Source organism: Micromonospora sp. NPDC000668 (genome assembly GCF_042897975.1).
Lineage (GTDB): Bacteria > Actinomycetota > Actinomycetes > Mycobacteriales > Micromonosporaceae > Micromonospora.
Genome location: NZ_JBIAYP010000005.1, coordinates 100,159 through 120,403 on the forward strand (window position 1 = coordinate 100,159; position 20,245 = coordinate 120,403).

Annotated in this window: 12 protein-coding genes and 4 pseudogenes; 6 read left to right on the top strand and 10 right to left on the bottom strand. The window is 69.2% G+C overall.

Annotated features, from left to right (window positions below):
* Positions 1 to 225: 225 nt before the first annotated feature.
* The 4 genes from ACFY29_RS25115 to ACFY29_RS25130 form a co-directional block, all read right to left on the bottom strand.
* The gene (locus ACFY29_RS25115) at positions 226 to 4,275 is read right to left on the bottom strand and encodes a ThuA domain-containing protein (RefSeq protein WP_386990089.1); all 4,050 of its coding nucleotides are present in this window, start codon (positions 4,273 to 4,275) and stop codon (positions 226 to 228) included.
* 248 nt (positions 4,276 to 4,523) lie between these two features.
* Positions 4,524 to 5,729, bottom strand: a complete 1,206-nt coding sequence (locus tag ACFY29_RS25120; protein ID WP_386990091.1) for a multicopper oxidase domain-containing protein — start codon at positions 5,727 to 5,729, stop codon at positions 4,524 to 4,526.
* Entirely contained in the window at positions 5,726 to 6,691 is a 966-nt protein-coding gene (locus ACFY29_RS25125; protein ID WP_328415340.1) for a sugar phosphate isomerase/epimerase, read from the bottom strand. The genes ACFY29_RS25120 and ACFY29_RS25125 overlap by 4 nt, the downstream gene beginning before the upstream one ends.
* Before the next feature lie 23 nt (positions 6,692 to 6,714).
* On the bottom strand, positions 6,715 to 9,861 hold the full coding sequence (locus ACFY29_RS25130) for an OmpL47-type beta-barrel domain-containing protein (protein ID WP_386990092.1): 3,147 nt from the start codon (positions 9,859 to 9,861) through the stop codon (positions 6,715 to 6,717).
* 634 nt (positions 9,862 to 10,495) lie between these two features.
* Between ACFY29_RS25130 and ACFY29_RS25135 the strand changes: the two are divergent.
* Positions 10,496 to 11,381 (top strand): annotated as a pseudogene (locus ACFY29_RS25135) (DUF72 domain-containing protein).
* Positions 11,382 to 11,696: 315 nt separating this feature from the next.
* Here the strand turns inward: ACFY29_RS25135 and ACFY29_RS25140 are convergent.
* Together ACFY29_RS25140 and ACFY29_RS25145 are read right to left on the bottom strand one after the other, a co-directional pair.
* Entirely contained in the window at positions 11,697 to 12,209 is a 513-nt protein-coding gene (locus ACFY29_RS25140; RefSeq protein WP_386990094.1) for an SMP-30/gluconolactonase/LRE family protein, read from the bottom strand.
* Positions 12,210 to 12,234: 25 nt separating this feature from the next.
* Positions 12,235 to 12,438 (bottom strand): annotated as a pseudogene (locus ACFY29_RS25145) (hypothetical protein); the annotation flags it as partial.
* A gap of 324 nt (positions 12,439 to 12,762) precedes the next feature.
* On the opposite strand from ACFY29_RS25145, the gene ACFY29_RS25150 reads away from it, so the two are divergent.
* Entirely contained in the window at positions 12,763 to 13,716 is a 954-nt protein-coding gene (locus tag ACFY29_RS25150; RefSeq protein WP_328415334.1) for an NAD(P)-dependent alcohol dehydrogenase, read from the top strand.
* A gap of 229 nt (positions 13,717 to 13,945) precedes the next feature.
* Here the strand turns inward: ACFY29_RS25150 and ACFY29_RS25155 are convergent, their stop codons facing one another.
* From ACFY29_RS25155 to ACFY29_RS25165, 3 genes are all read right to left on the bottom strand, one after another.
* Positions 13,946 to 14,224 (bottom strand): YggT family protein, encoded by a 279-nt coding sequence (locus ACFY29_RS25155; protein ID WP_328415335.1) that lies wholly within the window; start codon positions 14,222 to 14,224, stop codon positions 13,946 to 13,948.
* A 196-nt stretch (positions 14,225 to 14,420) separates the two neighbouring features.
* A complete protein-coding gene (locus ACFY29_RS25160) occupies positions 14,421 to 15,443 on the bottom strand; it encodes a hypothetical protein (RefSeq protein WP_386990096.1) in 1,023 nt (340 codons plus the stop codon).
* A 327-nt stretch (positions 15,444 to 15,770) separates the two neighbouring features.
* Entirely contained in the window at positions 15,771 to 16,295 is a 525-nt protein-coding gene (locus tag ACFY29_RS25165; RefSeq protein ID WP_386990098.1) for a RidA family protein, read from the bottom strand.
* Between the two features lie 219 nt (positions 16,296 to 16,514).
* Between ACFY29_RS25165 and ACFY29_RS25170 the strand changes: the two are divergent.
* The 4 genes and pseudogenes from ACFY29_RS25170 to ACFY29_RS25185 all read left to right on the top strand — a co-directional run bounded on the left by ACFY29_RS25170 (position 16,515) and on the right by ACFY29_RS25185 (position 19,902).
* Positions 16,515 to 17,668 (top strand): annotated as a pseudogene (locus ACFY29_RS25170) (IS3 family transposase).
* Positions 17,669 to 17,769: 101 nt separating this feature from the next.
* The gene (locus ACFY29_RS25175; RefSeq protein ID WP_386990099.1) at positions 17,770 to 18,252 is read left to right on the top strand and encodes an RNA-guided endonuclease InsQ/TnpB family protein; all 483 of its coding nucleotides are present in this window, start codon (positions 17,770 to 17,772) and stop codon (positions 18,250 to 18,252) included.
* Complete coding sequence (locus ACFY29_RS25180) at positions 18,249 to 19,097, top strand: RNA-guided endonuclease InsQ/TnpB family protein (RefSeq protein ID WP_386990101.1); 849 nt, start codon at positions 18,249 to 18,251, stop codon at positions 19,095 to 19,097. Before ACFY29_RS25175 ends, ACFY29_RS25180 begins: the two co-directional genes overlap by 4 nt.
* A 217-nt stretch (positions 19,098 to 19,314) precedes the next feature.
* Positions 19,315 to 19,902 carry a transposase gene (locus ACFY29_RS25185; RefSeq protein WP_386990103.1) on the top strand — a complete coding sequence of 196 codons (588 nt, stop codon included), beginning with the start codon at positions 19,315 to 19,317 and terminating at the stop codon, positions 19,900 to 19,902.
* Between the two features lie 75 nt (positions 19,903 to 19,977).
* Here ACFY29_RS25185 and ACFY29_RS25190 read toward each other — a convergent pair.
* A pseudogene (locus ACFY29_RS25190) lies at positions 19,978 to 20,151 on the bottom strand (VOC family protein); the annotation flags it as partial.
* Between the last annotated feature and the right edge of the window lie 94 nt (positions 20,152 to 20,245).

The window sequence follows — 20,245 nt, forward strand, 5'->3', positions numbered from 1 at the left end:
GATTCGGTGAGGAACCCGAGGACGCCCATGACGTCAAGCACCCTGCGCACCTGCGGGCTCGGGTTGGTCACCGCGAAGCTTCGGAGGCTTGTACATGAGGGCCCCGGCCAAGAAGGCGACCACCATGGAGTCGTTCGGCAGCCGGCGTACGGCGCGCAAGACCTGAGCACCAACGGCAGTGCCGGGTACGGAGGGTAGGTCCCCCGTACCCGGCACGCCCTCCGCTTACAGCTCGCGAACCCTGACGTCGCGGATCTCGATCAGGTCGTTGGTGCCGTGGTTCTGCAACCCGATGAACCCGCTGAGGAACTGCCGCAGGTCCGTGGGCGGGTCGCCCTGGCGGGACGACGCCTTGCCCGGGGTGTTGTCAAACTCGTTGATCACCACACCGTTCCGGATGATCGTGTAGTGCTGGCCGACCACCCGGATCTCGTAGTCGTTCCACTGGCCCTTCGGGGTCGCCCCCGCCTGGTCCAGCCCGTTCGGGTCGAAGTTGTAGATCGAACCGGTCTTCTGCGGTTCACCGGTGGGTCCGTCGTAGATCTGGATCTCGTGACCGCAGTAGATGGCGACCCACGCCTCCGAGCTCCGGGCCGAGCCGAACGTGCCGCAGCTGCCCTCCGGCCGCTCGGCCAGCGGCGTCCTCGGGTCCGGGAACCGGACGAAGGCGCCGCTGTTGGCGTAGACGCTGCCGGCGGAGACGTCCCGGAACTGCATCCGCAGGGAGAAGTCGGCGAACTCGTCCTTGGCGTACCAGAGCATGCCCAGCCCGCCGGAGCTGCGGATCGACCCGTCCGGCCGGAGCGCGAACGATCCGCCCGGTGCTTGTCGCCAGTCGGCGAGGGAACCCGCCGTTCCGTCGAAGATGGGCTGGTAGCCGGCGACCTTGCCGATCTCCGACTGCGCCGCCGCCCGGTTCAGCGTCGTCGCCTCACGGTTGTCGACGACGCCGTCCGCCCGCAGGTCGTTGACCACGTCGCTGACGTGGCTGACGAACTGGCCGTGGTTGGACCACATCCGCTCGTCGTCGATCAGGTCGTTGATGGTGCAGCCGCCGCCGGCCTGGTGGTTGGCCACGCCGGTGTCGGTGTCGAGCATCCGCACCGTCTGCCGGCCGTCAGGCGCGGCGCACCCGACGACGACCTGGACCGTGCCGGTGGCGACCTCGCCGTTGGCGTAGGTGACCTTCACCGTCGCCTGGTAGGTGCCGTAGTCCGCGTACCTGTGGGTGGGCTTCGCCTCGTGTGACGGCGCGCTGCCGTCACCGAAGTTCCACTCCCACTTCAGGCCACCGGTCCGGGCATTGGAGAAGGCGATCGTCTTCGGGTTGCTCTGCGCCACCGCCCGCGCCGTGGCGTCGTTCGGGTTCGGCGTCGCCGGGCCGCCCTGGTAGGCGATCCGGATCAGCTTCTGGTTGGGGTGCAGGCTGAAGAACCCGCCGGCGTAGTCGAGCATGTACAGCGCACCGTCGGGTCCGAACTTGGCGTCCATCCAGGACTGGAGCTGGGTGGTGCCGCTGCCCGAACGGATGATGCTGCGCAGGTCCTCGGCGAAGGCCGGCGGCCCGTGGCTGTCGACCTTGCTCGGGTCGACGGTGACCGCGATCCGGTTGTTGGCGTTGGACTGGTCACCGATGAACCACTTGTTGTCCCAGTATGCCGGCCACGCCACGCCGCTGGCGGTGTCGACGTTCTCCCGCTGGTAGGTCGGGCCATCCATGATGGCCTGCCCGCCGCCCTTGAGGTACGGCTGGGTGAAGGTCTCCTGACCCGCCTGGTACGTCGGCAGTCCGCTCCCGTCGGTGCGCTTCGGGTAGACCGGCCCACCGCCCTGCGGCGAGTACCAGATCATGTTGTCCCGCGCAGGCGGGATGTTGACCAGACCGGTGTTGCGAGGGGACTCGTTCTTCAGGTTGTCGCAGTCGTACCAGCCGGTCAGCACTGTGGCGTCGACGTTGCTGCGGTCCCGATAGGGCTGCCGGTTGCCCATGCAGTACGGCCAGCCCTGGTTGCCAGCGGAGGTGATGATGGTCGCCGTCTCGTACTTGGCCGGGCCGAGGTTCGGGTCCGGGCCACCGGCGTCCGGGCCGACCCACGCCGCGGTGAGCCAGTCGTTGACCGGGTCCCAGGCGATCCGCGCGATGTTGCGGACGCCCATCACGTAGATCTCCGGGCGGGTCTTGCCGCCGCCCTGCTCCTTGCCGGTGAACAGGTTGCCGGCCGGCACGGTGTACGTACCGTCGGGCTCCGGGTGGATGCGGAGGATCTTGCCGTTCAGGTCGTTGGTGTTGCCGGAGGTACGCCGGGCGTCCTGGAACGACACGCCCTTGTACTCCTGCGTCCAGTTGTTGCCGGCGTAGCCGTTGGAGCCGCCGGAGGAGTTGCTGTCCCCGCTACCGATGTAGAGGTTGCCGGACTCGTCGAAGGTCATCCCGCCGCCCGCGTGGCAACAGCTGTGAATCTGCGTGTCCCAGTGCAGCAGGTCCTTGCGGGTGCCCTGGTCGAGGGACTGCTTCGCCGCGTCGTAGGTGAACCGGGAGACGGTCCGCTGGCCGATCCGCCGGTCCCGGTCGATCGACTCGTGCGGCATCCAGTAGGCGTACACCCAGCCGTTCTCGGCGAACTTCGGGTCCAGGGTGATGCCGACCAGGCCCTCCTCGTTCTTGACCAGCTCGCTGCCGCTGCCCCGGTTGCCCATCACGGCGAGGGTGGTCAGCAGTTTGACCTGCTTGGTCTTCGGGTCCCACTGGTGGATCGTGCCGCAGCCGAGGCCGACCTTCGGGTCGTCCCAGTTGACGACCGGCCCGGACGCGCAGGCCGCCTTGCCGATGTAGAACACCTTGCCGTCCGGCGCGACGGTCAGGCCGTGCGGCTCGCCGATCTGGTCGAGCTGCCCGGGCTGGTTGGTGGTGGTGAGCCGCTCGATGCGGTAGTTCGACGCGATGGTCGCCTGGCAGTCACCGCGCACCATGCCGGTGGTCCACTGGATGGCGCCGACCAGGTGGCTCTGGAACTTCGTGTCGCTCGTCCAGCTGGCCTCGGTGCGACCCATCCCGGTGTAGAAGGACCGGCCGCCGTCGTAGTCCTGACACCAGGAGATCGGGTGGAACGCGCCGTTGCCGCTCAGCCCCGGGTTGTAGGTCCCCTCCTCGACCTGGGCTAGGGTGTGCACCCGGCCGGTCGGGCTCGGGTCCCAGTTGATCCACTGGTCGGAGCGGGTCAAGGTCAGCGGCTGCCCCTTGTTCGCCGGGTGCTGACGGTCGGTGAAGTCCACCACGGCCTGCTGCACCGTGGTGTCCGGGGCCGGTCCGGCGTCCGGGCCGATCAGCCACAGCTCGGCGAGCTGGATCAACGGCTCGCCGCCGTTGGCCGTGATGTTCAGCCGGTAGTGCTGGTACGCCGTGGTGTTGGTGAAGCTGTATTGCTTGGTCTGGAACCGCTGGGGGAAGGACTCCCCGCTGCGCGTGTCCAGGTCCGTCCAGGTGGTGCCGTCCTGGGAGCCCTGCAGGGTCCAGTTCTTCGGGTCCCGGCCGGGGAAGTCGTTGGCCGAGGTCAGCGCGTAGCGGCTCACCACGACCGGCTTCGCCAGCTTTGCCGCGAGCCAGCCGGTCGGGTTGAAGGTGAGCCACTTGGTGCCGGTCGACCCGTCGATCGCCTTCGCGGCGGTCTCGTTCGGCGCGTTCTCGGCGCTCGCGGTGGCGGAGACGGGCTTCTCGGCGTTCGGCAGGCTGGCGGCCGGCCGCGTGCCGATCAGGCCGGTGAACCAGGCCGAGCTGGGCTGCGCGCGGGCGGCGTCGTGCACACCGACGAACCCGCCGCCACCCTTGACGTACGCCTGGAACGCGGCCTCCTGGGCGTCGTTGAGCGTCACCCCGTTGGCGGAGAGGAACACCACGCCCCGGTACCGGGACAGGTTGCCGAAGGTGAAGATACCGGGGTCACTGGAGTCGTCGACGGAGAATCCGTGGTCCGCGCCGAGGCTCCGGATTGCGGTGACGGCCCGGTTGACCGGGTCGTCCTGCTGGGCCACCGGACCGTGGAACACCAGCACCTTGACCGCCGCGGCGGCCTCGGCGGCCGCGGCCTTGACCGGGGTCGGGCTCGCGGCCTGGGCGGGCAGACCCAGCACGCCGAGGGCCAGCGCGGCGCTCGACGCGAGGGCACCGGCGCGGCGCATGGCCCGCCGTCGGGCAGGCGGTGGTGGGGTGGTCGTCGAGTCGGACCGTAGCCGTCGTCCGACCCAGCGGGATAACCGGAAATGGCGTCCTTGAGCCATCTCGACTCCTCTTCAGGTTGGGATGTGGCGGACATGCGCTGCCGAGCGGTCGTGCCGGGATCGACCGGACACCGGTGCGTGGGACCACCGGCGACGCCCGGACGGGTTGGGGGTGGGTGCGGGGACGTTGCGGCGGACTGGTGGATGGCTGGGGAGCCCGCCGTGGGCGCGGGGTCCCGCCGGTGGCTGCTGGTCCGCCGACAGACCAGCAGCCACCGGCCCGGTCACCGGCGCGGTGGCGCCGGTGCTCAGTTGTGCTGGTGTTCGCCGGTGTCGGTGGCGGCACCGGTGCCGGCGGCGGTCGCCGGGTGGGAGTGGTCGTGGCCCGGGGGCATCGCCCCGGACTCGTCCAGGACGTGCAGCATCGTCGACATGCCGCCGTCGGAGTGGAACTGCATGTGGCAGTGCAGCATCCAGTGCCCCGGCCCGACGGAGTCGCCCGCCGCCACCTGGAACCCGAACGAGTCGCCCGGCCCGAGCGGCTTGTTGTCGATGACCGGGACGCTGTCGGCGAACGGTTCCCCGTTGCTCACCAGGCCGGTCCGGGTGTCCGCCCAGGAATGCCCGTGCAGGTGGAAGGTGTGCATGTCGTTGCCGATCCCGACGACGATGAACTCCACCTTCTCCCCCTTGCGGGCGACCAGGCAGGTCGGGCCGGGCTGCGGGTTCTGTGCGTCGCAGGTGTCGGTGGCCGCGCCGCGGCGCAGGTTGATGCTCTGCCGGTCACCGAAGACCACGGTGTAGGTGCGGTCGGGCTTCGGGTCGCCGGGTCGGCGTACCACCAGCCCGCCGAAGAGTCCCGCGCCGAGGCCCTGGGTGCCGTGCGGGCCGCCCACCACGTGATCGTGGTACCACCAGTAGCCGGCCGTGCCCGGCGAGCCGGTCTTCCTGTTCCGCTGCTGAGCGAACCAGGTGTACGTGCGTGACTCGCCGGGCGGGACGAACGAGCCGCTCTGCACGGTGCCGTCGGAGAGCTGGGTGTACTTGACCCCGTGCACGTGCAGCGACACACCCAGCGGGTGCGCCGGGTCGGTGCGCAGCTGCTCCAGCGTCGCGGCGGGTACCAGGTTGTGCAGGGTGATGGCGAGGCACTCCCCCTCCATCATCTCCATGGTCGGCCCCGGGTAGGAGGCGGTCTGCGGGCTGGTGCCGTAGCCGAGCCGGATCTGGGTGCCGTCCCTGGGTAACTCCACCGCGTAGAGCTGCATGCTGCGGTCCGGCTTGACGCAGCCCTCCGGCCGTTCCGCCGAGAGCACGCCGGTGCCGGCGATCGCCAGGCCGCCCGCGCCGACCAGGGTCAGCAGCACGGTCGCCGCCACCACCAGCAGCCGGCGGGTGCTCGACCGCGGGCGGCGGGGGTCGGCCGAGTGGCCCTCCTCAGCCGCCGCTGCGCCCTCGGGCGGCGGAGCGTCCTCGGGCGGCGGAGCGTCCTCGGTGAGCCGCCAGGCCGTCACCGCTCACCCCGCAGGTCGACCATCCGCTGGTAGCTGCGCTCGGCGGCGCCCAGCGAGCCGGGCGGATTGGGCTGCGCGTTCGGCCCGGTGTCCTGCTCCCACAGGTAGGTGAACCGTCCGCCCCCGTCGAGCTCTGTGAAGAACTCCGCGAACGGGATCACCCCGGCGCCGAACTCCACGTCCAGGTACGAGTTGCCCTGCTGAGGGTCGGGCAGTGGGACGCCGTCCTTGACGTGGAACAGCGGGTAGCGGTGCGGGTGGGCGTTGACGTAGTCGACCGGGCGGAAGCCCGGGTACTTCCGCGCCCCGCCGTACGCCCACAGGATGTCCATCTCCAGGAACACGTACCGCGGGTCGGTGAGCTCCAGGAACAGGTCGTAGAGCCGCACGTCGGGCCGGTCGGTCGCGAAGCTGAACTCGATGGTGTGGTTGTGCTGGTAGAGCTTGATCCCGCGGGCCGCGGCGGCGGCGCCCCACGCGTTGAACTCCGCCGCGGCCGCCTGGTAGCCGGCGATGGTGCGGTTGCCGGTCGGCGCGGACGCGGTGCCGATCGCCGACATGCCGAGCGTCTCGGCGGCGTCCAGCTCCCACTCCAGGTTGGTGCGGAAGTCACCCAGCCCACGGTGGCTGCCCGCCGCCTTCAGCCCGTTGTCGTCGAGCAGCTGCCGGATCTGCTCCGGAGTGATCGGGCCGACGTTGCCCTGGGTGTAGCCGGCGAACTCCACCTCCCGGTAGCCGATGCGGGACAGCTCCTCGAAGACCGCCGCGAAGCCGAGCTGGGTGATCTTGTCGCGGACGCTGTAGAGCTGGATGCCCAGATGCCCCTGCGGGATCAGGCGGCCGCTCGATTCGCCCGCCGCGACGGCCGGCAGCGCGCCGGCGAGGCTCGCCGCGCCGACCGCGACGGTGGATCCGGCGAGGCCGCGGAGCAGCGCCCGGCGGTCGATCCTGTTCTTCGCCATGGTGGTGTGGTCCTTTCGCTCGGTCAGCAGCAGCTGGTGGAGGCGGACGGCGTCCCGTCCGGGCAGCACGGGCTCAGTGGCGCGATCCGGACGTTGCGGAAGCTGACGACATCGGCGGTGCCGTGGTTCTGCAGGCCGATGTAGCCGCGGGCGCTCTGCCGTCCGGCCCCGCCCGGGTCATCCGCGCGGGGCGGGCTGAACGCGGCTTCCGGGGTGTTGACGTACTCGTTGATCAGCTCGCCGTTGCGGTAGACCGAGTAGTGCTGCCCCACCACCCGGATCTCGTAGTCGTTCCAGGTGCCCTTCGGGGTGACCCGCGCGCCGGCCAGGTCGACCCGGTCGAACCCGTACACCGACCCGCTCTTGTACTGGTCGCCGTCGGGCCGGTCGTAGATCTGCAGTTCGTGGCCGTACTTGATGGCCACCCACTCGGGCCGGGACTCGGCCGGGTGCCCGTGCACGTCCGGGAAGCGGACGAAGACTCCGCTGTTGGCGCGACCGTCGCCGGGCGCGTCGTCGCGCCACTGCAGCTTCAGCGAGAAGTCCCCGTACGTCGCCGTGGGCAGCCAGAGCATGCCGAGGCCGGCGACCGGGCGACTGGTGATCGACCCGTCAGCGTCGCGGGTGAAGCCGCCCGCCCCGACGTGCTCCCACCGGTTGAACGACGCCGCCGAGGTGTCCAGCAGCGGCTGGTAGCCGCTCTTGTCGTCCGACTTGCCGACGCCCGAGCGGGCGGCGGCGCTGGCCAGGCGGCCGTGCTCCTTGTGGTCGATCACGCCCAGGTGGTGCAGGTGCTCGGCGACATCTGTGACGTGCTTGACGAACTGGCCGTGGTTCGGCCAGGCCCGCTCGTCCTGGATGGCGTTGTTGATCGTGCAGGCGTCCGCGACCACCCGGTTGGGTACGCCGCTGTCCACCGTGCCGAGCCAGACCGTCGGACGGGTGTCTGGCACCGGGCAGGCGGCAGGACCGCTGGCGACCACGGTGAAGGTGATCGAGGCGGCGCCCGAGGTGTTGCCGGCCTTGTCGGTGGCCCGATAGCTGAGCGTGCGCGCGCCCGGCTGGTCGACGGTGACCGGCGCCGAGTACCGGGCGTACGTGCCACCGTCGAGGGCGTACTCGATCCGGTCGACGCCCGAGCCCGCGTCCGCGGCGGTGAGGGTGATGGTGGCGCTGCCGAGGTAGGCGCCGGTGTCGTCCTGCTGGCCGGAGAGCGTGGCGGTGGCGGTGGGCGGGGTGGTGTCCGGGGCCGGCGGGTCGACCACGGTGAACGACACCGACTGCGCGGCCGAGGTGTTGCCGGCCTTGTCGGTGGCCCGGTAACTGACCGTGTGCTGGCCGACCTGGTTGACGGTGACCGGCGCCGGGTAGCCGGCGTACGGCTGCCCGTCGAGGGAGTACTCGATCCGGTCCACGCCGCTGCCCGCGTCGGTGGCCGAGATGGTGACCGTGGCGGACCCGACGTACGCCCCGGCAGTGTTCCGCTCGCCGGTCACCGCGGCGGTCGCGGTGGGCGGCGTAGTGTCCTGGGCCGGCGGCTCCACCACCGTGAACGACACCGACTGCGCGGCCGAGGTGTTCCCTGCCTTGTCCGTCGCCCGGTAGCTCACCGTGTGCTGGCCCGGCTGATTCACGCTCACCGGCGCCGAGTAGGCGGCGTACGCGCCGCCGTCGAGGGCGTACTCGATCCGGTCGACGCCCGACTCGGTGTCGGTGGCCGACAAGGTCACCGTCGCCGACCCCACGTACGCGCCGGCGTCGTTCCGCTGGCCGGTCACGCCGGCCGAGGCGGTGGGCGGGGTGGTGTCCGGCGCGGGCGGCCGCACCACGGTGAACGACACCGACTGCGCGGCCGAGGTGTTGCCCGCCTTGTCGGTGGCCCGGTAACTCAGCGTGTGCTGACCCGGCTGGCTCACCGTGACCGGCGCCGAGTAGCCGGCGTACGGCCCGCCGTCCAGGGAGTACTCGACCCGGTCGACGCCCGACTCGGTGTCGGTGGCCGACAGGGTCACCGTCGCCGAGCCCACGTACGCCCCGTTGTCGTCGCGCTCACCGGTGAGCGCGGCCGAAGCGGTGGGTGGGGTGGTGTCCGGTTTCGGGGGTTCGACCACGGTGAACGACACCGACTGCGCGGCCGAGGTGTTCCCCGCCTTGTCGGTGGCCCGGTAACTCACCGTGTGCTGACCCGGCTGGCTCACCGTGACCGGCGCCGAGTAGCCGGCGTACGGCCCGCCGTCCAGGGAGTACTCGACCCGGTCGACACCGGACTCGGTGTCGACAGCGGTGAGGGTGACGGTGGCGGTGCCGACGTACGCGCCGGCGCCGTCGCGCTGGCCGGTGACCGCGGCGGTCACGGTCGGCGGGGTGGTGTCCGGGGCCGGCGGCTCCACCACCGTGAACGACACCGACTGCGGCGTCGAGGTGTTGCCCGCCTGGTCGGTGGCCCGGTAGGTCAGCGTGTGCGAGCCCGGCTGGTTCACGGTGACCGGCGCCGAGTAGGTGCCGTAGGTCCCGCCGTCCAGGGAGTACTCGACCCGGCTCACTCCCGATCCGCTGTCGGTCGCCGACAGCGTCACCGTCGCCGCGCCCAGGTAGGCGCCGTTGCCGTCGCGCTCACCGGTGACCGCGGCCGCCACGGTCGGCGGGGTGGTGTCCGAGTTGCCACCGGTGACGACCAGGAGCCCGGTCATTCCGCCGTGGCCGGGGATCGCGCAGAAGTAGCGGTAGGTGCCCGGGGAGAGGACCACGTCGACGGTCCACCGGCCGCCGTTGGCGTCCGTCGGATCGGCCAGGATGTTCACGTCGACGTCGCTGTTGTACGCCGGGTTGCCGGTGTCGAACGTCAGGGTGTGCTGCATGCCGGTGGTGTTGCCGGTCGCGGCGCTGTTCTCGAAGACGAGCGTCGTCGGCCCGGCGACCGCTGTGGTCGGGGCGGAGCGGTACGCCAGGAAGTTGTCACCGGCGGTCCAGGTGAGCACCTGGGCCTGCAACTGGCGCGGCGGCGACGGCGCGACGGCGGTGGTCGACGGTTGCGGGTCGACCGGGCGCGCGCTCGCCGGCACCGCCACCAGCCCGGCGGTCACCCACACCAGGGCGGCCGTGGCGACGGCCGCGATCGATTTCCGCAACCGGCCGGCCGGGAGCCGGCCGGGAGGTGGGTATCCGTTCATCAATGCCTCTCTCCCAGGTTCGAGGCGTGCGCCGGCAGGGCAGACGTCCCCCGCGGTGCCAGATCACCTCTTGTCGAGATATGTCGCCCGAGCGACGAATCGCGTGGCCCCCTCCTGGCCGCACGGGATCCCCGGCCGGGGCGGATGCCACGGCCGTCCGGTGTGGATGGACTCCGTCCTGGTCCGCGGGCGAGCCGGATCGCACGCGTCGTCGGACGGCGTTCAGCGTGGAGCTGATGGGGTGAGGGTTGCGCCTCGGAGCTGAGGAGGCGTCATCGAGTAGGGACGGACATCGGTCAAACCCACCGCATCTGCGGGCCACGGGTCATACCGCTGACCCGGGGTGCCATCCCTGGTTGGGTCGGTGGCCGCCGGACGTGTTGCGCCGCCTGGGGCCATCGATCGAGACTCACCGCGCCGTCGGTTAATCTCGATGAAACATATTGATGGTTACGGACACTACTAAGTTGGTCTCGAGGTGTCCAGAGCTTTCGTCGCCCCCGGCTCTACTTTTCTCTAAAGCGACGAAAGTCGCCAGCGTTGCCGACCACAAATGCGTTACACCAGGTCAGACATCCATATCGAACGATGAATTGGTGGGGAGGGTCAGGTGCGCCCGCACGTGGGTTGCGCTATGTGGACACACAAGTCCTGGCAGGGGCGCTTCCTGGCGCACCCGCTGCCGGCCCACGAGCGGCTACACGCCTACGCCGGCCGCGTGCACCGCGGTCAAGGGGAACACCACCTTCTACGCCACCCGGGCATGGGAGACGGTGGCGTCGTGGGCGCGGCAGACCGACCCCGACTTCCGGTTCGTGCTCAAGCCGCCGAAGGTCGTCACCCACGAACGCCGACTCACCGGCGCCGAGGAGGAGCACCGGGTCTTCCTGGACGCGATCGAACCCCTCTGCCCAGGAGCCCACGCCCTCTGGATCCAGCTTCCGGGCTCATTCCGCCCCGCCGACGTACCCGCGCTGGCTCGATTCCTGCGCGGGCTGCCGACCGACCACCGGTACGCCGTGGAGGTCCGCCACCCCGTGTTCTTCGACGACCCCCGGGCAGTCCGGACGCTCGAGGAAGCGCTCGACCCGGTCGGCGCGAAGTGGATCCCCTTCGACACCACCGCGTTCTTCCGCACCCCGCCGACCAGCGACGCGGAACGGGAGGCATAGACCAGGAAGCCGCGTACACCGCTGCGCACCCGCGCGCTGACCGACCGGCCCATCGTCCGGTACCTCGGCCGGGACGACCCCGCGCGGACGGTCGAGGGCTGGCAACCGTGGCTCGACGTGGTGACTGGCTGGCTGCGCGAGGGCCGCTCGCCGACCATGTTCCTGCACACCCCGGACAACGCCGACGCGCCCGACCTCGCCCGCAGGGTCCACGACGTGGAGCAGGGTCAGGCCGGCGCCGCGATGCACCACGTATCCGCCCGCGGGCAGGCACACCGGATCGTGCGCGTAGCCACGGTAGATCTGCTGCCAGACGCCGTCGCGCGGGTCGCACCGGAACAGGCGTAGATCACCTCGGTCATTGGCCCATACGTCGGGGACACGTTGCCCGGCTGTAGCAGCGGTCATGATCAGCTCCTGCCGGTGGCCGCACCACCGGAGCGCGGACACGAACGAGAACGGTTGCAAAGGCACCCGGAACACCTCTGCCTCCGGCCCCGACGTGATCAGCAGATCGTCTGCTTGCAGGCGACGAAACACCGCAACAGCATGACCACCGTGGGAGGGCGCGACAAGCTCTACTGCCCTCGTCTTACTTCGTGCCGGTAACAGGGCTCACGGACGTCCTCACATGCCGCCGACCGAGCGTGCGTAGCGTCCGGGTCAAGGTCTCCCGGCTCCCGGTGCGGGCGCCGGGAACGCCACCATCCTCCCGCTAGGTTGCGACGGCTCCGGTCCACCCCACGCCTGGCCGACGACGAACAACCGCGGGTCCCGCCCGCGGCTGAGCACGCAGGCGAAGGCTCCGCGATCAAAGCCGACGGTGGCCAGCACCTCGCCGCCCTCGTGTACCCGAACACAGCGCTGGTTGCCGACGTCGGCGTACCAGACGGCGCCCTCGGCGTCCATGCAGATCCCGTCGGGGTGGTCATCGGGCGTCTCTGCCCACACGTGTCGATTGCTGAGGACCCCGTCGCTGCCGATGTCGTAGGCGGTGAGTCGGCTCGCGTACGACTCGGCAACGACCAGGGCCGCGCCGTCCGGGCTGATCGCCGTGCCGTTGGGGAACGCGAGGTCGTCGGCTACCTGCTCGACGTCGCCCTCGGGGGTGACAAGCACGACCAGGCCCGGTGCGAACTCGCCCCCCGGGAAAGTCGAAACCGATGCTGTTGACATAGGCGTTTCCCCGGTCGTCGACCACGATGTCGTTCCACGGCTTGTCCGAAACCGCGGACAAGTCGGCATGCTCGACCAGCGACCCGTCCGGCTCACGGCGCAGCAACCGACGCTGGGCCGAGTCCACGACGAGCAGCCGACCGTCCGGCAGGAAGTCGATGCACATCGGAAACGACGCGACGGTTGCCACCACTTCGTGGCTGCCGTCGATGTCAAGCGAGATCACCTGGTTGGCGCCCCAGTCGGAGAACCAGACTCGCCCGTCGTGCCAGCGCGGTGACTCGCCGAAAACGAAGCCCTTCCATCAGGACTTCAGCTTCGCTCATCACGTTCTCCCTCTGCTCGGCGCTGGAGTAGAAACGATTCGGCACCGGAACTCATCGCCCATCCTGGACCCGCCACCACCCCGGGCCCCCGGACACCTACCCCGCCGTCGCCGGCAGCTTCCTTGTCGGTCAGTCGCTCGTCTCTGTGTGCTACCAAGAAGCCGTAGCCTGCTGGCCTTGGACGTACTGCGGCTGGACTATTTCCTGGAAGGGCTAGGGGTACGCGGATGAGAGCGATCGTGTACGACAGGTACGGGCCCCCGGATGTGTTGCGGATCGAGAACGTCCCCAAGCCGTCTCCCACTGCCCGGCAGGTGCTCGTCAAGATTGCGGCGACCTCGGTCAACCTGAGCGATTGGGAGACCCTGCAAGGCTCACCACTGTATTCGCGCATCGGTGGGCTGCGCTCACCGGCGCGCCGGACACTCGGCTCGGACATCGCCGGATGGGTCGAGGCGGTGGGCCCGGCCGTCACCCGGTTGCGACCCGGTGACGAGGTGTACGGCGACAACCTCATGCTCAAGGGCGGTTTCGCCGAGTACGCGATCACTCCCGAGTCGGTTCTGGCCCGCAAGCCCGCCGCCCTTACCTTCGCCGAGGCCTCGGCGATCCCGCAGGCGGGCGTAATCGCGTGGCAGGGGACCAAAGGCGCCGCAGCCGGGAAACGGGTCCTGATCAACGGTGCCGGCGGAGGATCGGGCTCATTCGCGATTCAGCTCGCCAAGCGACTCGGCGCCCAGGTGACCGGCGTCGACAACGCCGGCAAGCTCGACTTCATGCGGTCGGTCGGCGCGGACAAGGTGATCGACTACCGCAGCCAGGACTTCACCCGCAGCGGCCCGTACGACCTCATCCTCGATCTGGTCGCGCACCGGTCGGTGTTCGCCTACCGCCGGGCACTGGCCCCCGGCGGCCGTTACCGGTGCGTCGGCGGATCGGTCTCGGCGCTGCTGCGCATACTGACGATCGGCGCGGCGGCCGGCCGACTCACACACCGCCGGCTGGGCGTGCTCGCCGTCAAGGAAGGCCCGACCCACTTCGAACCGGTGGCCGACCTCTGCGCCACGGGCAACCTCGCCATCCACATCGACCGAGCCTTCACCCTCGACGAGGTGCCCGAGGCGTTGGCCCACGTCGGAGAGGGACGCGCCCTCGGAAAGGTCATCGTGACCGTCAACTGACCAGCGACTGCGCACATCTGCCGCCGACCGCGCCCCACGCAGCGTCACAGCCCGTTGAGCAGGTCAACGTCCGGGCGTGCCGATGGGCGCGCCGGGAGTGACAGCACGGTACGACGGCGTGGGGCTGAACGTGTGCGCACGGCCGAGCCACAGGGTTCGAAGGACGCCGGCTCACGACATCGGTCGACCGCTTGATCTTCGGACGCCCCGTTCGGCGTGCGGGGGGGGGTCAGCTGATTAGTTGGCGGATCACCAGGATCGCGATGAACACGACGATGAACGCCAAGTCGATCGAGACCGTGCCCAACCGCAACGGGGGCAGGAACCGCCGAACTGGAGCGAGGATCGGCTCGGTGACCGCTCGCGCTCCGGCGGACAGCCGCGACCGGATCGACCCGGGCGCCGAGGGACCGGCGAGCGCCACGCTCCAGTCGAGCACCACGCGGGCAACCAGCAGCAGCTGCATCAGCAGCAAAATCAGGCTCACGATGCCGAGCACAGGACCCATGAGATACCTCCAGAACCAGTTTGATCCAGCTCAACTGTGCGTCCCCTTGTTGTGAATCCGCTGAGCGACAAGCTGTTACTCATGGCTGAACGCGCCGTACGGCGGGGCTGCGCGCCAATGCCCGGCTTGTGCAGCGCGCCTTGACGGACCCGCGTCAGGGCGGACTGTTTCGAGCGGTCATCGTCGTGACCAGGCATCACCCTTCGGGATCGCACAATGAGGTTGGGGAGAGTGGCCGCTGAAGTGACGCGTCATTGATGATCTCCGGCAACCGCCGGGCCACCCCCGCGAGGAGGTCCGCGACCTGGACGCGAGGATCGTCGCGGGAGTCGACCATCACCAGCCCAGCCAGGGGTGATACCCCGTCCGGCAATGCTCCCGCCTTGTCGGCGTCTGCCGCCGACGGTCCGCCGTGGTTGGCCAGCACCTGCTGGAGGCGGGTCAACCGGTCGGCCGTAAGGGCGCTCTGCTCGTCGTGGATCACCAGCACCTGCCGCTGTCCGCCGCTCCATGACACGACCGTTTCCGCCAGTGCTGGCAGCATCGGTTCCAGCGGTGGAGGAATCGACCGGTCGTCGTTGTCGAGCCTGGTCAACACAGCCCACACGCGGGTCGGACTGAGTTTGTTGAGGACAGCATCTGCGTGTGCGCCGAGCTCGTGTCGTAGCAGCGCATCGCGGGCCTGGAAGAACCGCTCCACGGTCTGGCGAACCGGCTGCCGCCGTTTGATCCGGACGAGGTCGACGAAGGCTGCTAGGAAGGCATCCCAGTCGCTTCCGGCCGAGCGTCTGGCTCGGTAAAGGGCGAGAGCGGTCGGACGCTGGTCGTAGGTCAGGCGGGTACAAGCCGCGTACGACGGCTCGGTCAGCAGAAGATCAACGATCCGGGTGACGAGAAAAAACTCCTTGTTGATCAGGTGGACGTGCGCGCGACCCTTCAGCGCCGCCAGGAACCACTCCAGCGCTCCCCCCGCACTCGAGCGGCGAAGGAACTGCCCGGATTTGAGCTCGTGCGGTGAGAACTGGAACCCGGACCGCAGCGCTGTGATCAGCCCGATGGCCTCGCCCACGCCCAGGTCGACACTCGCGTGTGTGATCACCGGGGTGGTCGAATGCAGCAGATTGGTGCCCGAGAATCCGGACTCGTCGCAGGCGATCTCCACAACGGCGCCGACCACCGCATTCGTCGGCGGTAGCCCGCCCTGAAGCGGCGATCTCACACCCGATCCCTAGCCATGCCGACCATGGTCGCCCGTGCGCCCTCATCGAACAACCCGATTGCGTCCGGCAGGCCCGTGACGGAGGGCATGCTCTTGTTGGTGCTGAGGCACTTGGACGGCGGACTGCAGGTCACCGTTCATCAGCACCATGTAAACCATCATCGGCGCCATGGTCTCTGGGAGCCTGAATCCGACTGGGCTGAGTTGCGACGCGTAGCGGTGGTTGCCGGCGAAATGGCGTCGATCTTGTTCACCCTGGGCGCGGCGCAGGGAGCGGCGATGGCGGGATCAACAGGGGGCCACTCGATGGCCAGCCTGTCCACGGCCTCACCGCGACACGACAGCGATAACGTCGATCTCAATCAGCATCCCGTCCAGCGCCAGGGCGGGCACCGGGATCAGAGTCCATGCCGGCTTCCGGTCACCCCATACCCGATCGAACTCCTGTCTCACCACCCCAAACTTCTCCTCGTCGTGGTCAACGACGAGGAGGTTGAACTTCGCCACGTCCGACATCGTGGCGCCGGCGGCTGCAAGCACAGTTGCCGTATTCGCCAGCGCTTGCCTGAGCTGCGTCCCGAAGTCCTCCACCAGAACGCCGTCCTCGGTCTCGCCGCCTTGTCCTGCCGGAAGGATCATCCGCCAGCCGGCCGGGAATACCGCAAGATGCGAGTAGGCGTTCGGCCGAGGATCGTAGAGACCCCTTGGGTTGATGAACTTCAGTTCGTTAACTTCTCCCGCGTGGACGTTATGGGCCACGTCGATCTTCCCCTCTGCGCCTGCTGTGAGGACGTGTGCCCTCAAGGACCTGGGGTGGTCACGAAAAGTGCTTGTCTCGCTACCCGCTGTCATCACAAGTCTAGTGCTCCAGCCATAGCTGGTGGAGTCGGAGTCTGCGCAACCTGCTATTCGACCGCGCATCCGGCGCTGGGAGCCGGATGCGATCCGATCGCGACAGTGGGCTGGGTTGTCGGTGGTGCAGCGCGCCCCACGTGCAAGGTATGGGACTGCACCCGGTTCGGTTGACTCCTGACCTGTGAGGACGTGCTCCTCGCTGGGAGGATGTCTGCCATGCCGAAAGCGCTCCCCCTGGAGTTCCGCCGCGACGTGGTCGCGGTCGCCCGTAAGGGCGAGGCGCCGATCGCGCAGATCGCGAAGGATTTCGGGATCTCCGAGGCGTGTCTGCACCGCTGGCTCAAGCTCGCCGACGTCGAGGACGGCGTCCGTCCCGGGACCATCAGCAGCGAGTCCGCCGAGCTGCGGGAGCTGCGGGAGCTACGCAGACGGAACAAGGTCCTCGAGCAGGAGAAAGAGATCCTGCGTCGAGCTGCGGCGTACTTCGCCAAGGAGATCTCCCCAAAATGATGTACCCGCTGGTCGCAGACCTGGCCGCGGACGGGATCGTCGTCGCGGTGACCTGCCGGGTGCTGGGCTTCAGCAAGCAGGCCTACTACGCGTGGCGCACGGCTCCGGTCTCGCAGCGAGTCTGGGACGATGCGCATCTGATCAACGCCGCCCTGGACATCCACGCCGATGATCCGGCGTTCGGGTATCGGTTCATCGCCGACGAACTGCCCGCCCACGGCATCACCGCCAGCGCGAACCGGGTGGCCAGGCGGTGCTCACAACAGCGGATCTGGTCGGTGTTCGCCAAACGCAGGGGCCTGACCAGGCGGGCCGGACCGCCCGTGCACGACGACCTGGTGCAATGCCGGTTCACCGCCGACGCACCCAACCGGGTGTGGCTGACCGACATCACCGAACACTCCACCGCCGAGGGCAAGCTGTACCTGTGCGCGATCAAAGACGTGTACTCCGGCCGGATCGTCGGCTACTCCATCGACACCCGGATGAAAGCATCCCTGGCCGTCACCGCGCTGCGCAACGCGGTCCGGCTCCGCGATCCCGCCAAGACGGTGGTGCACTCCGACCGGGGCAGCCAGTTCCGGTCCCGAAAGTTCGTGAAAGCGTTGCACCGCAACGGATTGGTCGGCTAGATGGGGCGGGTCGGCGCCTGCGGAGACAACGCCGCGATGGAGTCCTTCTTCGCCCTGCTGCAGCGCAACGTCCTCGACCGGCAACGCTGGCGCACCCGTCAAGAACTACGCCTGGCGATCGTGACCTGGATCGAACGCACCTACAACCGCCGCCGACGGCAACGACGCCTCGGACGACTCACGCCCATCGAGTTTGAGCCAATCAACAGGCCCGTACACGCGGCCTGAACCACTCAACCCCGCGAGTCAACCGAACCCGGGGCAGTCCCCAGTGTCTGGCGGTGCGGATGCCTTCGATCTGTGTCGTAAACCATTGGTACGTTGTGTTTGTGTGGCTCCGTTACAACTATCACGTCTACCCGACGGCTGCTCAGCAGCATTCGCTGGCTCGGGCGTTCGGGTGCGCGCGGGTGGTGTTCAACGACGGACTGCGCGCGAGGCAGGAAGCCCGCGACGCCGGGCGGCGGTATGTCACCGACGGGGAACTGTCCAGGCAGGTCATCACCGCGGCCAAAGCCACACCCGAACGGGCGTGGCTGGCCGAGGTGTCGTCGGTGGTGCTGCAGCAGGCCCTCGCGGACCTAAACACCGCGTACCGCAACTTCTTCGCCTCGGTCACCGGCAAACGTGAAGGTCGGAAGGTGGCCCCACCCCGGTTCCGGTCGCGTAAGGACAACCGGCAGGCCATCCGGTTCACCAGGAACAGCCGGTTCAAGGTCTGCGCCAATGGTCGGCTGCGGTTGCCGACGGTCGGCGACGTTGAGGTGCGCTGGTCGCGGGATCTGTCGCCGAGCCCACCTCGGTCACGGTGATCCGGGACGCCGCGGGCCGGTACTTCGCCTCGTTCGTCGTGCAGGCCACCGACGAACCACTGCCGCCCGCGGACTCCGAGGTCGGCATCGACCTCGGGTTGACCCACTTCGCCGTCCTTTCCGACGGCACGAAGGTGGCCGCGCCGAAGTTCCTGCGCCGCGCGGCCCGCACGCTCAAGCGGTTGCAGCAGGACCTGTCCCGCAAGCAGCGAGGCAGTCAGAACCGCAAGAAAGCCGTCGTGACAGTCGCGAGGGCACACGCCCGGGTGGCCGACACCCGGCGGGACTGGCAGCACAAACTGTCCACGGCGATCATCCGCGACAACCAAGCGGTGTTCGTCGAGGACCTGTGCGTGACCGGTCTCGGCCGAACCAGACTCGCGAAGTCCGTGCACGATGCCGGCTGGGCATCGTTCACGGGAATGTTGGAGTACAAGGCCGTACGGTACGGGCGGACCTTCGCCCGGGTGGACCGGTTCTTTCCATCCACCCGGATGTGCTCCGACTGCGGCCGGATCAACAACAAGATGACGCTCAACGTCCGAGCGTGGACCTGCCCGTGCGGCAGCACCCACGACCGGGACGTCAACGCGGCCATCAACATCCTCGCGGCGGGACGCGCCGAGAGCCTAAACGCCTGTGGAGCGCAGGTAAGACCGGCACCGCGCCGCGAAGCAGGAATCCACCCGCACGCAGCGTGGAGGGAAACTCCGCCCATTAGGGCGGAGAGATCGTCAAGACCTTGGCCTCACCCGCCCACAAACTCTGAGCTGACCAGTAGCCTGTCGCACCGGTCCGAGTGCGGTGGACGGGTGAGCCTCGGTGCCGCCGCCGGCCTGTCTTGAGCGGATGGTGCGGCTGCGGTCAGGGCTGGGCGCGTACGGCGGTCCGGAAGCTCAAGGTGCGCTCGGTGCCCGGCGCCCTCACCGTCTGCTGCCCCGAGCCCCCCGCCTGGCCGACGCCGGTCCGGTCAGAACAGCGTCGACGGCCCGACCGGCGTCGGCTCGGGCACCGCGGCTCGACCTCGGGCAGGCGCGCCCGGACCTCGGGCAGGGCGCGGTGGTGCGCGAGGTGAAGGTCGGGCGGTTCAGCTGGGGGCCGCCGTCGCTGTCGGTCAGCCCTGCCGGGGACACGGTGGCGTGGGTGCGGTGGATAGGCGATGACCAGCGGCTGTGCCTTGAGGGCGTGGAACCGGGGCGGTCGACCCAGTTCCGCACGCGGGCGTACCGGTACGCGTGGCTCGACTCGCAGACCCTGGTCTACATCCACGGTGCCCGCCCCCGCCTGCTCGATATTGCCTCCGGTGACACCCGGCGGTTCGGGCAGGGGCTCTCCAGAGCCGGGCACCGGCTCTCCAGAGCCGGGAACCGGCGCATCAACCGGGCGCTGCACATGATGGCCATCGTCCAGCTACGCCGTGACACCGAAGGGCGCCGCTACTACCGGCGCAGACTGGCCGCGGGCAAGACCCCGATGGAAGCCCTACGGGCGTTGAAGCGGCGCCTGTCCGACATTGTCTACCGGCAGATGGTGGCCGACGCGAAGCTGGTCAGGACGAGTCCGGGAGGACACGCGGGGGTGACTCTGCAATCCAGCGCGGCCGACCTGAACCCCGAGATCGACACTTCCGACATCGGTCGGAACTGGTGACGCGACCACCCACAACGCCTTCCGGCATCCCGAGCATGGCGCGCACGGCGCTGGCGCCAAGGCCAAGCCCCTGCGGCCTAGGTCGATGGCGGTGGCGCCGAGAGTCCGCAGTCTGGCCGCCTCGGCCTTCAGGTCGTCACCCGGGTATGGGCGGACGTCGAGATGGACGCGGTTCCACACGGTCTTCACGTCGGGTGTGCGGATGAACTGCAGATATGGGCCGACGCCCTTGGCGGAGTGGTCGATTGCGGTCACCGGCGCGCCGCTGCCGCCGTGGTGACCAGTCGCCCCCGGTCGGCGCCGCGAGTCGTACTTCGTCTCCCGGCAGGATCGCGGCACCCCC

Coding starts and splice junctions, on each gene's coding strand:
- ACFY29_RS25140 (WP_386990094.1), bottom strand. CDS start 12,209: ATGTCAACAGCATCGGTTTCGACTTTCCCGGGGGGCGAGTTCGCACCG.
- ACFY29_RS25165 (WP_386990098.1), bottom strand. CDS start 16,295: ATGACAGCGGGTAGCGAGACAAGCACTTTTCGTGACCACCCCAGGTCC.
- ACFY29_RS25155 (WP_328415335.1), bottom strand. CDS start 14,224: ATGGGTCCTGTGCTCGGCATCGTGAGCCTGATTTTGCTGCTGATGCAG.
- ACFY29_RS25130 (WP_386990092.1), bottom strand. CDS start 9,861: ATGAACGGATACCCACCTCCCGGCCGGCTCCCGGCCGGCCGGTTGCGG.
- ACFY29_RS25125 (WP_328415340.1), bottom strand. CDS start 6,691: ATGGCGAAGAACAGGATCGACCGCCGGGCGCTGCTCCGCGGCCTCGCC.
- ACFY29_RS25150 (WP_328415334.1), top strand. CDS start 12,763: ATGAGAGCGATCGTGTACGACAGGTACGGGCCCCCGGATGTGTTGCGG.
- ACFY29_RS25115 (WP_386990089.1), bottom strand. CDS start 4,275: ATGGCTCAAGGACGCCATTTCCGGTTATCCCGCTGGGTCGGACGACGG.